The 12795-nt window shown below is 71.3% G+C and carries 12 protein-coding genes and 1 pseudogene; 3 read left to right on the forward strand and 10 right to left on the reverse strand.

Translation table 11 applies throughout. The features are described from left to right. Window positions 1-334 precede the first annotated feature (334 nt). Complete coding sequence (locus DDJ31_RS26535) at window positions 335-1021, forward strand: DUF4232 domain-containing protein (RefSeq protein WP_127177862.1); 687 nt, start codon at window positions 335-337, stop codon at window positions 1019-1021. Between the two features lie 102 nt (window positions 1022-1123). Here the strand turns inward: DDJ31_RS26535 and DDJ31_RS26540 are convergent, their stop codons facing one another. Further along, a complete protein-coding gene (locus tag DDJ31_RS26540) occupies window positions 1124-1738 on the reverse strand; it encodes a helix-turn-helix domain-containing protein (protein WP_171480908.1) in 615 nt (204 codons plus the stop codon). A 125-nt stretch (window positions 1739-1863) separates the two neighbouring features. Between DDJ31_RS26540 and DDJ31_RS26545 the strand changes: the two genes are divergently transcribed. Further along, window positions 1864-2571: a B3/B4 domain-containing protein gene (locus DDJ31_RS26545; RefSeq protein ID WP_127177860.1), complete on the forward strand. Its 708-nt coding sequence runs from the start codon at window positions 1864-1866 to the stop codon at window positions 2569-2571. A gap of 125 nt (window positions 2572-2696) precedes the next feature. On the opposite strand, the gene DDJ31_RS26550 is transcribed toward DDJ31_RS26545, so the two are convergent. From DDJ31_RS26550 to DDJ31_RS26560, 3 genes are read right to left on the reverse strand one after another with little or no spacing between them, the layout of a single operon-like run. After that, window positions 2697-3725: an alpha/beta hydrolase family protein gene (locus tag DDJ31_RS26550; protein ID WP_127177859.1), complete on the reverse strand. Its 1029-nt coding sequence runs from the start codon at window positions 3723-3725 to the stop codon at window positions 2697-2699. 16 nt (window positions 3726-3741) lie between these two features. Continuing rightward, window positions 3742-4092 carry a hypothetical protein gene (locus DDJ31_RS26555; RefSeq protein ID WP_127177858.1) on the reverse strand — a complete coding sequence of 117 codons (351 nt, stop codon included), beginning with the start codon at window positions 4090-4092 and terminating at the stop codon, window positions 3742-3744. A gap of 14 nt (window positions 4093-4106) precedes the next feature. Beyond that, on the reverse strand, window positions 4107-4607 hold the full coding sequence (locus tag DDJ31_RS26560; RefSeq protein WP_127177857.1) for a TetR/AcrR family transcriptional regulator: 501 nt from the start codon (window positions 4605-4607) through the stop codon (window positions 4107-4109). A 571-nt stretch (window positions 4608-5178) separates the two neighbouring features. Between DDJ31_RS26560 and DDJ31_RS26565 the strand changes: the two are divergent. Next, a pseudogene (locus DDJ31_RS26565) lies at window positions 5179-6084 on the forward strand (non-reducing end alpha-L-arabinofuranosidase family hydrolase); the annotation flags it as partial. A gap of 170 nt (window positions 6085-6254) precedes the next feature. Here DDJ31_RS26565 and DDJ31_RS26570 read toward each other — a convergent pair. The 6 genes from DDJ31_RS26570 to glyA all read right to left on the reverse strand — a co-directional run bounded on the left by DDJ31_RS26570 (window position 6255) and on the right by glyA (window position 12795). Beyond that, a complete protein-coding gene (locus DDJ31_RS26570) occupies window positions 6255-7220 on the reverse strand; it encodes a LysR family transcriptional regulator (RefSeq protein ID WP_127177855.1) in 966 nt (321 codons plus the stop codon). A gap of 42 nt (window positions 7221-7262) precedes the next feature. Beyond that, window positions 7263-7976, reverse strand: a complete 714-nt coding sequence (locus DDJ31_RS26575; RefSeq protein WP_127177854.1) for a hypothetical protein — start codon at window positions 7974-7976, stop codon at window positions 7263-7265. A 243-nt stretch (window positions 7977-8219) separates the two neighbouring features. Continuing rightward, window positions 8220-9119: a nucleotidyl transferase AbiEii/AbiGii toxin family protein gene (locus tag DDJ31_RS26580; protein ID WP_127177853.1), complete on the reverse strand. Its 900-nt coding sequence runs from the start codon at window positions 9117-9119 to the stop codon at window positions 8220-8222. Then, window positions 9119-9733: a type IV toxin-antitoxin system AbiEi family antitoxin domain-containing protein gene (locus DDJ31_RS26585; RefSeq protein ID WP_127177852.1), complete on the reverse strand. Its 615-nt coding sequence runs from the start codon at window positions 9731-9733 to the stop codon at window positions 9119-9121. Before DDJ31_RS26585 ends, DDJ31_RS26580 begins: the two co-directional genes overlap by 1 nt. A gap of 240 nt (window positions 9734-9973) precedes the next feature. Beyond that, window positions 9974-11341: an L-serine ammonia-lyase gene (locus DDJ31_RS26590; protein ID WP_127177851.1), complete on the reverse strand. Its 1368-nt coding sequence runs from the start codon at window positions 11339-11341 to the stop codon at window positions 9974-9976. A gap of 191 nt (window positions 11342-11532) precedes the next feature. After that, complete coding sequence (gene glyA, locus DDJ31_RS26595) at window positions 11533-12795, reverse strand: serine hydroxymethyltransferase (protein WP_127177850.1); 1263 nt, start codon at window positions 12793-12795, stop codon at window positions 11533-11535.

The following is a 12795-nucleotide window of genomic DNA, read 5'->3' on the forward strand; positions in this document are numbered from 1 at the left end:
CGCGTCACGGGTCTGTCCCGGCGGGCCGGCCGGCGAGGCGGCTTCGGCCGTGCGGCGGCCGGGGCCCGGACGCCCGCCGATGTCCCCGGCGACGACGGCTGCCGCGCCCGGCCTCGTGTAACAGGGATGTCTTGGCGGGTGACCGCGAGGAACGCACCGTCCGCCGACCCGGTCCTGCTGGGCACAACGGGCCACCGGCACCGCCGCGGTGACGAACGGCCGGCCCACCACCCGGGACCCACGGGCCCGATGGGAACCACGGGACCCACAGCACCCGCCGGACACACAGCACCCACCGGTCCCGCCGGACCCACAAGACTGAGGAAGCCACACCATGCGCGCTCACAAGCTCACCTTCGCCGCCCTGATCGTCGCCGCGGGACTCTCGCTCACGGCGTGCCAGAACGACGACGGCGCCGTGGGACAGAGCGACCCGTCGGCAGCGTCCACCGGCGCCTCCGCGTCCTCCGGCACCGCAGGTTCGGGCCAGAACGGCACGGAGGGCTCCGCCGGGAACGGCTCGACCGGGAACACCTCGGGCGCCAAAAGCTCCGGCGGACCGGGGACGACCACGGGGTCCGGCTCCTCGGGCGGACAGTCGGGGGCGGAAGCGTGCCGCACCGACGACCTGGCGATCACGGCGGCCGACGGCACCGTCGGCGGCGACGAGGAGAACACCGTCGCGGTGGAGTTGCGGAACCGCGGCGGCAAGGACTGTGTGATCTCCGGGTGGGCGGGCGTCGACCTGAAGACCGGCGCGGGTGTGGTGTCCGCGGAGCGCGCGGGCCGGAACAGCGGTCCTGACACTCTGAAGGACGGGGATTCGACGTTCTTCGGGATCACCTACCCGGCCAACGACTCGGGCGGCAGCGGTGTCCGCGTCACGTCCCTGCTGGTGACCCCGCCGAACCAGACCAAGACGGTCACCCTCACCTGGCCGGGCGGCACCCTGCCCGTGACCGAGGGCGGCGGCCCCTCGGTGAAGGTCGGTCCGATGGGCGGCGTGGGGCAGGGCGGCTGATCCGGGCGGACTGTCCCGCACGGGCGGCAGCCGGTGGCACACCCAGGTCCCGCGCCGCTCCGCGTCGATCGGCCCGGCCTGGCCCTGGCATCCGTGGCTCGATCAGGACGCGGACGCGGATACGGACGCGGATGTGGACGCGGGCGCGGGCGCGGGGGGCAGGTGGACGGTCATGATCAGATGGCAGGTCTCGTCGCCCGCTCCCCGATAGGTGTGGGGGGCGTCGCCGTCGAACGTGGCGGTCTGCCCGGCACGGACCGGATGCTCCACCCCGTCCACCACCAGGACCATGTGCCCGGCCGTGACGCTGACGGTCTCCACGACGCCGGCCTGATGGGGGTGGCTGGGGTACTCCTCGCCCGGCGCGAGCCGCCAGCGCCACACCTCGACCGGGGCGGGGCCCGAGGTCGTCAGCATGAGCCGGGCCTCGCTGCCCCGCTCTCCCGCCCACAGCGGCATCACGGCGTCGGCCGAGACCACGCGGACGCGCCCTTCGGCCGGACCCTCCATCAGCGCGGAGACCGAGACGCCCAGCGTGTCGGCGAGCCGCACCAGGGTCGCGAAGTTCGGGTTGCCCTGCGCCTTCTCCAGCCCGACCAGGGCCCCCTTGCTGACTCTGGCCCGGCGGCCGAGTTCGTCGAGGGACAGTCCGGCGCGCGTGCGGGCTGAGCGGACGTTGTGCGCGAGCGTGCGCAGGGCCGCCTCTGTCTCGGCCACGTGGTCACCTGCTCCCATCGGTCGGTGGAATGCGCCACTCGGTCGTTCGGTTGACAAAGGGCGGTCGTTCCGTTGTGCGGTTCAGTCGTTCCACTGTAATCGTAAGGGATCATCCCGTGACAGCCATGACCACCTTCCGTATCGCCCCCGCCGTCGCCGACGCCTTCCCCGACACGCTGATCGCCGTAGTCACCGCCGGCGGACTGCGCGGCCGTGAGCCCTGGCCCGACACCGCCGCCGCACTCGACGACCTGGAACAGCGGCTCGCCGCCGGCACCTGGGCGCCGGCCGACGAGGCCGACCCCCGGATCGAGGCGTGGCACACCGCCTACCGCTCCTTCGGCACCAACCCGCGCCGTATCCGCCCCAGTGTCGATGCCCTGGGGCGGCGCATGGCCAAGAAGGGCGCCCTGCCGCGCGTCAATCCGGCCGTCGACTCCTACAACGCCGTCTCCGTCCACCACGGCCTGCCCGCCGGAGCCTTCGACCTCGACCACGTCACCGGCGCCGTCGAGATCCGGTACGCCGACGGCACCGAGGAGTTCACCCCGCTCGGCGAACCCGACACCACCGAGAACCCCAAGCCCGGCGAGATCATCTACGCCGACGCCGCTGGTGTGCTGACCCGGCACTGGAACCACCGTGACGCCCACCGCACCCGCGTCACCGAGGACTCCACCCGCGTGGCCTTCGTCCTCGAGACCCTCCGTGCCACCCGCGACGCCCACCTGCTCAAGACGGCCGCCGAGGAGCTGCACGGCCTGCTGATGCTCCACGCCGCGCAGACGCGCCTGTACTACCTCAGCCCCGAGGAGCCGGAAGTCACCGTGTGAGCCCGCCGGTTCGGTGACCGAGCGCCCAGGTGACCGAGCGCCCAGGTGCCCACGTGCCCATGTGCCCAACTGGCCATGGAGTTTGGTGCTTTCGTGGTCGCCGCTCGGCCGTCGCTCGGCCGGTGTCAGGGTCGGGTGAACCGGCGCAGGGCGTCGAGTGCGGGCGGCGCGAGCGTCGCCTGATGGCCGGCGTCGTGCAGCAGATGGTCCACGCCCGGCAGCGCCACTCGGGCAGGGCCACCGGTACGCGCGCGGCGCAGGGCGGCCGTCAGGGCGTCCGTGGTGGCACAGGGGACCTGGGCGTCGTTCGTGCCGCAGGTCAGCAGCACCTTCGTCGCCGGCCGGAGCGCGGCGGCGGTGTCCGGCGGGTGAACGGCGTCGTCGCTCCGCACGAACCGGGCGTTGGGCCCTTGGAACGCCTCGAAGAGCCGGGCGACCGGCGGGGGCAGGTCGGTGGTGTCGACCGGTCGGTTCTCCCGCAGGGCGGTGACGGCGTCGTCGACGGCCGCGTCGACGACGCGTCGCTGCTCCGGTGTGAACTGGCCCTGCCGGGCCGCTTCGGCGATCTGGGCCTTGAGCTGGAGCGCGACCAGGTCCAGCAGACGGATCGCCTGCGGTTGCAGCAGCGCGAGCCCGGCGGGGCGCGGGCGGACGGTGCCGCCGAGCAGCAGTGCCGTCATCGCGCCCTCGCTGTGTCCGACGACCAGCAGGGCGTGCGGGTCGGTCTCCGGCTGAGCGCGCAACGACTCGTAGGCGGCCCGTGCCTGGCGGACGAACGCCGGGTAGTCGAGTTCCTCCGGGTGTTCCCGGTAGGCGCCGAGTCCGGTGCGGCCGGTGCCGTACTTGTCGAACCGCAGCGTGGCGATCCCCTCCGTGCCGAGGGCGTCGGCCAACTGCGCCAGGGTGTCGGGCACGGCCCCGGGCGGTTGGTTGCCGTCGCGGTCGGTGGGGCCGCTGCCGGGCAGCAGCAGTGCGGCCCGCAGCCGCTGTCCCGCCCGATGTCCTGGAATGTGCAGGGTGCCGTACGCGGTCGTTCCGTCGGCCGTGAAGACGACCTCGCGGTCGACGGCGGCCACCTGACGGGGCGTCGCCGCGGCCGGAGTGGCGGTGGTGACGACCAGGGCCGTCACAGCCGCTGCCAGGTGGCGAAGCATCGGTCCACCACCTCCTTCAGGTCAGGGCGTTCTCGACGAGGGCGACCGTCGCGCGGGGGTCGTCGACCTGGAGGATCAGGCGGGTGTACTCCTCGTCGGCGAGTTCGACCACGACCGCCTTCGACGGATCCCTGACGTCCCAGAAGACCTTGTCGCCGTCCTGATGGAAGGTGCCCGCGATGATCACACCGGGCAGGTGGGAGCCCGGCGCGCGGATTCCCTTGGGTTCGGCGGCGATGCCCGGATCGGCGGTCGCGCCACGGACGTTGGCCAGCGGGACGGTCAGGCTGCCCTTGAAGGCCCAGAGCTTGTCGAGCCCCTCCATCACGACGACGAGGTCGTCGCCGACGATACGTATCTGTGCCATGTCAGCTTCCCTTTTCAGGTGAGAGGGCCCAGTTGGTGGGCCAGCGCGGTGGCGACCTTGTCGGGGTCGCCGCGCAGGAGGATGCCCAGCGCGGCGGCGGTGAGGGCGGCGGCCAGGTCGGCGGGCACGCCGAGCGCGTCGGCGATCGCCCGGTCGACGGCGGCCAACGCGGCCGTCACCTCCGAGGCGACCTCCTCGTCGACCGGCGCGCGTTCGACCGCCGCGAGGAGCAGCAGACCGAGGTCGGCCGAGGTGACGAGCCGCAGCACGGCCGCCGCGTCCGCCGCGCCGGCGAGGGCGTCGAGCAGCGGGCGGACGTCGTCGGCGAGGTGGCGGCGCAGGGCCATCAGGTAGAGGCCACGTTTGCTGCCGAACGTCTTGTACAGGCTGTTGCGGTGCACGCCGAGGTGGGTGACGAGGTCGTCGACGGACACCCCGTCGTACGCGCGCCCGCCGAACAACCGCACGGCGGCGCGCACCACTTCGTCCTCGTCAAACGCTCTCGGCCTGCCCATGACCGCCACCGTAGACGGTTGAGGAACGATCGGTCAAGAACGATCGTTCCTCAAAGTGGGTCCTGTTCTGACGGGCTGTCAATACGTGGCGCGGGGAAAGTTTCGAATCTGCTTCCGGCAATTTCCGGAACTCCGGTGAGCCGCACCCGACCCCTGGGTGGCTGTCATGGGGTCGCGAACAGGGCGATTGAGCAGGGTACTTCCCGTCGACACGGGGCCTGGCGGGCTCGGAGTGGAGGCGCTGTTTGTGGACAGAACCGCGCCATCCCTTGACCGGACGGTCCCGCATTCCTAACTTGTGGCGTCGAAGAGTCGACGAACTCTTCGAATCTTTCGAAGTGAGCGCTGACAGCCGCTCAGCACTTCACCCCGGTCGCCTCACCCCCACCCCGAAGGAGGCCATCCGATGTGGTTCCGCCACTCGTTCCCGGCCCGTTCAGAACGCTTGTGGGCCGTTCTCGCGCCCCTGCTCCTCGTGACCGCCTTCCTCGCCGCCCAGCCCGCCGGCGCGGCCACCGCCGACCCCGGCACCTCATCCGCGCTGGTCAGGGCCAGCGACAACGCCAGTGCGTGCGACCTTCCGTCGGCGTACCGCTGGGCGTCGACGGGCGCGCTGGCGCAGCCCAAGGCGGGATGGGTCTCGCTCAAGGACTTCACCGTCGTCCCCTACAACGGCAGGCAACTCGTCTACGCGACCACGCACAACACGGGGACGAGCTGGGGTTCGATGAACTTCAACCTGTTCACCAACTGGTCGGACATGGCCTCGGCCGGGCAGAACACGATGTCGAACCCCACCGTCGCGCCCACGCTCCTCTACTTCGCGCCGAAGAACATCTGGGTGCTCGCCTACCAGTGGGGCGGGACCGCCTTCTCCTACCGGACGTCGAGCGACCCCACCAACCCGAACGGCTGGTCGTCGCAGCAAGTGCTCTTCTCCGGAAGCATCTCCGGCTCCGGAACAGGCCCCATCGACCAGACGCTCATCGGTGACGGGACGAACATGTACCTGTTCTTCGCCGGTGACAACGGCAAGATCTACCGGGCCAGTATGCCGATCGGGAACTTCCCGGGCAGCTTCGGCAGCAGCTCGACCGTGGTCATGAGCGACACGACGAACAACCTGTTCGAAGCGCCCCAGGTCTACAAGGTGCAGGGCCAGAACCGCTACCTCATGATCGTCGAGGCGATCGGTTCGCAGGGCCGCTACTTCCGCTCGTTCACGGCCACCAGTCTCAGCGGCTCGTGGACACCCCAGGCGGCGACCGAGGGCAACCCCTTCGCGGGCAAGGCCAACAGCGGCGCCACCTGGACCAACGACATCAGCCACGGCGAACTGATCCGCACCAGCCCCGATCAGACCATGACCGTCGACCCCTGCAACCTCCAGTTGCTCTACCAGGGACGCAGCCCCAGCAGCGGCGGCGACTACGGTCTCCTGCCCTACCGTCCCGGACTGCTGACACTGCAACACTGACGATGTGACACCGGCCCGGCTCGGAAAGGAGCCGGTCGTGGCGGGCTCGGTCTCACGGCCGGGCCCGCCCGGTCACGCGACGAGGTGCGCCGCCCACGTGGTCCCGCAGCCGCCAGGTGGCACCGCACGCCTGACGGGCAGCCGCGAGCGGCCCGCGGCGGACCCCGTGGTCAGACGAGGGTCTTCCGCACCACGGGTTCGCTCTCCAGGAGCCCGGCCCTGGAGAGTTCCTCGGCGACTTCGAGGGTCACCTCGGCCAGCCGGGTCAGTACGGCGGCGGTCGGCGCCGGCGTCCCGCCGCGGGCGGTGAGCCGGTACAGGGCCAGCGTCTCGAACATGCCCGGCACCGGCAGCGGGAGCAGGGTCAGCCCGGGGGTGCGCGAGGCGACCGAGTCGGGCAGGACGACCGCGCCGAGACCGGCGCGCACCATCGCAGCCACCGCGGACCAGTTGGTCGCCAGGTGGGCGGTCGGCCGGTCCGGCAGCCCGATCTCGGCGGCCAGCCGGGCGTGGGCCCAGGCCCGCGCGCTTCCCTCCGGGGCCCCGATCCAGGCCACCGCCGCCAGTTCGGCCGCCCCGGCCGGGGGATCGCCCCAGGCGCCGGGGACTCCGACCCGGTAGTGCTCCCGCGCGAGGATCCGCAGCCCGCAGTCCGGCGGCGGGACAGGGCGGTGCTCCTGGTCGCCGGTGATCAGCAGCACGTCCAGAGCGCCCTGGCGCAGCGCCCGCAGGCCGTCAGGGGCGGATGTCTCGCGCAACTGCGGCCGCAGGTCGGGACAGCGCTCGACGAGCGACGCGGTCGTGCGGGCCACCAGCGTGGTGAGGACGGCCAGCACCGACCCGATCACCACCGGACCCTCGACCGTCTCCGGGCCCGTGTCGGTCAACTCCCGCGCGGCGGCTGCGAGTTCATCGGCGATGCGGCCGCCGTGCGCGGCGAGCGCCAGGCCGGCGCGGGTGAGTTCGGCCCGGCCCTCGGCCCGGTCCAGCAGCGGGACCCCGGCCTCCTGCTCCAGCCTGCGGACCGTCTGGGAGACGGCGGAGGGGCTGACGCCGAGCAGCCGCGCGGCGGCGGCGATCCCGCCGGCCTGCCGCACGGTGTGCAGCACGACGAGCCGCCTGGGGTCCACATCCATGTCCGCTCCCTCGGCGGCGGTCGGTCGGGTGAGGACAGTCCATCACGATCCCGCGGGCCGTTCGACGGCGTCCCTGACCTTCCGCATCAGCGGGGCGACGACGCCGGCCGGGGTGTTGGTCAGGAAGTGGTCGCTGCGGGTGTTCGGGTAGTACGTGACCAGGCCGAAGGTGGTCGGGGTCAGCCACAGGCAGGACGAGGACAGGGCCGCGAGGCCACCGGAGCCGATCATGGTCTCCTGGCAGCCGGCCTGTCCGCCGTGGTCGCCCGTCGCGGTCGGCTGCCAGTCCTGGGTGATCCGGTCACCGGTCCCGTCCTGGCGGGTGGCGGGCACCTGGTCCATCCGCTTCAGCGTCGACGGGTCGTAGCCGGAGCCGTTGAGACCGGCGAAGACGAGATAGCCGCCCTGGCCGGGATCGTCGTAGACCGCCTCGACCGCGCTGCCGGTGATGCCCAGTTCCGCGGCGGTCCGGTCGAGTGCCCCGGTCAGCTTCGCCAACGGGGCGGCCGGCGGCCGGAACCTCGCGAGCCCGGCCGCCGAATCCGGCGCGGTCAGGGTCCAGCCGTTCCCGGCCCGGTTCCCGGATTCCCTGCCGGAAGCCGCCGGACCGCCGGCGACGGCGGCCGAGTCGTCATGGGCCCGGGGTGTCGCCGTGGCCTCCGTGGCGGCGGTCCCACCGGCGCACCCGGTGGCCACCACGCACAGAACGGCACTCAGGACGAGCAGGGCGGCCGAGGCGACGGGCTGCTTGGGCATGACGACTCCTGGACGGAACGGGCGAGCGGAGGGGAACCACTCCACTGTGCCGACCGACCCACGAACGAGGAAGCAAGCTCCACTTCACCCCGGCAGAAAGCTCAGCTTCGTCCATGGTCGTCCGGCACCAGCACTGATCCTGTGGTGGATGCCCATGGAAGCCGGTGGATCGAGATCGGCCCCTTCCTCATGCGTAGGTTCCGGGGTTGCCCCGAAGGGCCTGGTCGGTCGGCCAGGCCCGGTTCATGACCACCTGAGGGTCGCCGCACTCCATGTGAGGTTGGCAGCCTCGCCGTTGAGCACCGGATCCGCGAAAACGGTGACCTGCCGGACGACGTCCGAGAACCGTCCGGGGTAGCTCGTTGCGGCGGTACCCTGCCGGCGGCGCCAGGCGGTGTAGGAGGTCTGGCGGCGCTCGCCGAGGTCGGTGATGGTGGTGCTGAGGGGTTTCAGAGTGACGCCGCGGTGCGCGGCGGTGGCGGTCAGCGCTGTGGTGAGTTCCTGGCCGTCCAGGTCGTTGAGGGTGAGCAGGAGGTACAGGTCGCCGTAGTCGCGGTCCCGGGTGTTGAGGTCGCCGAGTGAGATGGCGGTGGAGAGTTTTTCGGCGATGACGGTGGCGAGTGGGTAGCCGAGGAGCTGGAAGCTGTCCGTCGTGAGTTGCTGCGGATAGTCGATGATCCGGGGGCCGGGGGTGACGGGGTCGCCGAAGCTGATGTCCAGTTGGAGCTTGAGTCGTGCTCGGGCGATGGAGGCGGCCATGGACAGGCGTAGACCGTGGTACTGGTCCTCCTCGCGAATAGGGACCGTCTTGAGTGTCGCGGGATCGAATACGACGCCGTCATCGCTCTCGGTGGCGGCGATGGCCGCGATTCTGCGGATGATCTCTGTTTCCGTGCCGGGGAAAGACCGACCGAGGATGTCGACGTCCCGGGTCATTCGACGGGCGCCGAACTGAGCGAGCAGCAGGCCACCTTTGAGGACGAAGTGCTCCCGGCCCAGGGGCGATGAGGCCAGCCGGTAGAGGAACCGTTCGAGGACGTACTCGACCATGACCTCGTCCGTGGACCGGCTGTTGCGGCGCGCCAGGTTGCGCAGGTCGTTGTAGACGCGGCCTGCGGTGGTGTCGCGGGTGGGGTTGGCCATCAGGCGAGCACCGCCTCTACGGCGGGGCGGACGACGGAGAGGGCGTCCAACTCGTGTGCGATGTGCTGGAGTTCGCCAACCCCGCCGCGCCCGCTTCGACGCAGGTAGCGGCCGAGCGCGGACAGGGCAAGGGTTTCGCCGAGGCGGCTGCGGTGGCGCATCGCGTCGACGACGCTGCGAGCTGCGCTGTACAGGGGGATGGTTTCTCCCGGGGCCGCTTCGAACCGTTCGATACCGAGGTCGAAGGTCCTTGCGGCGTACTGCGCCACCACGGTCGGCGGGTAGGAGATCGTCGGGCGGCGTGAACCGCGCGGCACGGCGATGTGTACTGCTGCGGGGATGTCGTCGATCAGTTCATGCAGGGCCAGGGCGGATTCACCGCACACGACGGCGCGATGGGCCCGTGCGCACACGGCCAGCAAATCCGCGTGCGCCGTCTCCGGGGCGTCTGCCCGCCGGTACACCCCACGGGACAGTTCGTCTATCTCCCCCTCCGTGACCAAGTGCGCCAGATCGCGAGGGGAGAGCAGGGCCTGTCGCGCCTGCGCCGTCGTGAATGTGGGGGAGAGGCCGGCCAGCCGCTGCTCCAAGCGCGGGTTTTCCGCAGCGTTCATGTATCGAATGGTACCCCTCGGGTGGGAGTGAGGGAGCGATTTGATACATCAGCTAGTGGGTGAGCGGCGCATCCGGCGTTGCTCACGATGCCGCGAACCCGCAGGTCAAAAGCCCCTTCCAGGGGATGTCCAGGGGCTTCCACGTCTGTCCCAGGGCGTCTCCGGGAACTTCCACCGCGTGAGCAGCGAAGGCCCCGACAGCGCCGAAAGACATGAAGGCGCTGGTCAGGGCCCATTCCCCTAGCACTCGATGATGTTCACCGCCAGCCCGCCCCGCGCCGTCTCCTTGTACTTCACGCTCATGTCCGCCCCGGTCTCCTTCATCGTCTTGATGACCTTGTCCAGGGACACCTTGTGCGAGCCGTCCCCCCGCATCGCCATCCTCGCCGCCGTGACCGCCTTCACCGCGGCCATGCCGTTGCGTTCGATGCACGGGATCTGGACCAGGCCGCCGACCGGGTCGCAGGTCAGGCCGAGGTTGTGCTCCATGCCGATCTCCGCCGCGTTCTCGACCTGCTCGGGGGAGCCGCCGAGGACCTCGGCGAGGGCGCCCGCCGCCATCGAGCAGGCCGAGCCGACCTCGCCCTGGCAGCCGACCTCGGCGCCGGAGATGGACGCGTTCTCCTTGAACAGCATGCCGATCGCGCCCGCCGCGAGGAGGAAGCGGACGACGCCGTCCTCGTCCGCGCCGGGGACGAAGTTGATGTAGTAGTGCAGGACCGCGGGGATGATGCCCGCCGCGCCGTTGGTCGGTGCGGTGACGACCCGGCCGCCGGCCGCGTTCTCCTCGTTCACCGCCATCGCGTACAGCGTGATCCACTCCATCGCGTGCGCCAACGGGTCGCCCTCGGCCCGCAGTTGGCGCGCGGAGTTGGCGGCGCGACGGCGCACCCGCAGCCCGCCGGGCAGGATGCCCTCCCGGGACATGCCCCGGGTCACGCACGCCCGCATCACGCCCCAGATGTCGAGCAGGCCGTCGCGGATCTCGTCCTCGGAGCGCCAGGCGCGTTCGTTCTCCAGCATCAGCGCGGAGATCGAAAGGCCCGTCTCCCGGGTCAGCCGCAGCAGCTCGTCCCCGGTGCGGAACGGGTACTTGAGGACCGTGTCGTCCAGCTTGATGCGGTCGGCGCCGACCGCGTCCTCGTCGACGACGAAGCCGCCGCCCACCGAGTAGTAGGTCTTGGAGAGGAGTTCGGCGCCGTGCGCGTCGAACGCCCAGATCGTCATGCCGTTCGCGTGGTACGGCAGGGTCCTGCGGCGGTGCAGGACGAGGTCGTCGTCGAAGGAGAACGGGATCTCGTGGTCGTCGAGGAGGCGCAGCGCGCCCGACGCCTTGATCTCCTCGATCCTGAGGTCGGCCTTCTCGACGTCGACGGTGCGCGGCGAGGCGCCCTCCAGGCCGAGCAGGACCGCCTTGGGCGTGCCGTGCCCGTGCCCGGTCGCGCCGAGCGAGCCGTACAGCTCGCAGCGGACGGAGGCGACGGGCTCCAGCAGCCCTTCGTTGCGCAGCCGGAGCGCGAACAGGCGGGCCGCCCGCATCGGGCCGACCGTGTGGGAGCTGGACGGGCCGATGCCGATCGAGAACAGGTCGAAGACCGAGATGGCCACGGTGACTCCTCACATACGGGGGTGGTGCCAGGGGCGGGTCCGACGGTTCGCGGCGTCGCCCGGCGGGCGGTGGCGCGGTGACAGGCGGGTGCGTGGCGTCGCGCGTCAGACGGGGATCGTCAAACACGCCCTGGGGTACGGGCACCGCGCACGTGTCCTTCCAGTGTGCGCGGTGCCCGGCGGAAGCGGTCCTACGCGGAGAGCCCCGGGTACAGCGGGTGCTTCTCGGCCAGGGCGGTGACCCGGGCGCGCAGCGCCTGGGCGTCGTACGCGGGCTTCAAGGCCGCCGCGATGATGTCCGCGACCTCCGTGAAGTCCTCGGCGGTGAAGCCGCGGGTGGCCAGCGCGGGCGTGCCGATGCGCAGCCCCGACGTCACCATCGGCGGACGCGGGTCGTTGGGGACGGCGTTGCGGTTGACGGTGATACCGACCTCGTGGAGCCGGTCCTCGGCCTGCTGCCCGTCGAGCGCGGAGTTCCGCAGGTCGACGAGGACCAGGTGGACGTCGGTGCCGCCGGACAGCACGTCCACGCCGACCGCCTTCGCGTCGTCCTGGACCAGCCGCTCGGCGAGGATGCGCGCGCCCTCCAGGGTGCGCCGCTGGCGCTCCTTGAAGTCCTCGGAGGCCGCGATCTTGAAGGAGACCGCCTTGGCGGCGACCACGTGCTCCAGCGGTCCGCCCTGCTGGCCGGGGAAGACCGCCGAGTTGATCTTCTTGGCGAGTTCGGCGGTGGAGAGGATCACGCCACCGCGCGGGCCGCCGAGCGTCTTGTGGGTGGTGGTGGTGACGACGTGAGCGTGCGGGACGGGGCTGGGGTGCAGGCCCGCCGCGACCAGGCCGGCGAAGTGCGCCATGTCGACCATCAGGTAGGCGCCGACCTCGTCCGCGATCCGGCGGAACTCGGCGAAGTCGAGCTGACGGGGGTACGCCGACCAGCCGGCCACGATCAGCTTCGGCCGGGACTCCTTGGCGAGCCGCTCGACCTCGGCCATGTCGACGAGGCCGTCGTCATCGACGTGGTAGGCGACGACGTCGTAGAGCTTGCCGGAGAAGTTGATCTTCATGCCGTGGGTGAGGTGCCCGCCGTGCGCGAGGCTCAGGCCCATGATCGTGTCGCCCGGCTTGAGCAGCGCGAACATCGCCGCCGCGTTGGCCTGGGCGCCCGAGTGCGGCTGCACGTTGGCGTGCTCGGCGCCGAACAGCGCCTTGACCCGGTCGATCGCGATCCGCTCGACCACGTCGACGTGCTCGCAGCCGCCGTAGTAGCGGCGGCCCGGGTAGCCCTCGGCGTACTTGTTGGTGAGGACCGAGCCCTGCGCCTCCATCACCGCGACCGGCGCGAAGTTCTCGGAGGCGATCATCTCCAGGGTGGACTGCTGGCGGTGCAGCTCGGCGTCGACGGCGGCGGCCACGTCCGGGTCCAGCTCGTGCAGGGAGGTGTTCAGAACGGACAT

The sequence above is a fragment of the Streptomyces griseoviridis genome (genome assembly GCF_005222485.1).
GTDB classification, from domain to species: Bacteria; Actinomycetota; Actinomycetes; order Streptomycetales; family Streptomycetaceae; genus Streptomyces; species Streptomyces hintoniae.

Coding starts and splice junctions, on each gene's coding strand:
- DDJ31_RS26535 (WP_127177862.1), top strand. CDS start 335: ATGCGCGCTCACAAGCTCACCTTCGCCGCCCTGATCGTCGCCGCGGGA.
- DDJ31_RS26545 (WP_127177860.1), top strand. CDS start 1,864: ATGACCACCTTCCGTATCGCCCCCGCCGTCGCCGACGCCTTCCCCGAC.
- DDJ31_RS26550 (WP_127177859.1), bottom strand. CDS start 3,725: ATGCTTCGCCACCTGGCAGCGGCTGTGACGGCCCTGGTCGTCACCACC.
- DDJ31_RS26555 (WP_127177858.1), bottom strand. CDS start 4,092: ATGGCACAGATACGTATCGTCGGCGACGACCTCGTCGTCGTGATGGAG.
- DDJ31_RS26560 (WP_127177857.1), bottom strand. CDS start 4,607: ATGGGCAGGCCGAGAGCGTTTGACGAGGACGAAGTGGTGCGCGCCGCC.
- DDJ31_RS26570 (WP_127177855.1), bottom strand. CDS start 7,220: ATGGATGTGGACCCCAGGCGGCTCGTCGTGCTGCACACCGTGCGGCAG.
- DDJ31_RS26575 (WP_127177854.1), bottom strand. CDS start 7,976: ATGCCCAAGCAGCCCGTCGCCTCGGCCGCCCTGCTCGTCCTGAGTGCC.
- DDJ31_RS26580 (WP_127177853.1), bottom strand. CDS start 9,119: ATGGCCAACCCCACCCGCGACACCACCGCAGGCCGCGTCTACAACGAC.
- DDJ31_RS26585 (WP_127177852.1), bottom strand. CDS start 9,733: ATGAACGCTGCGGAAAACCCGCGCTTGGAGCAGCGGCTGGCCGGCCTC.
- glyA (WP_127177850.1), bottom strand. CDS start 12,795: ATGTCCGTTCTGAACACCTCCCTGCACGAGCTGGACCCGGACGTGGCC.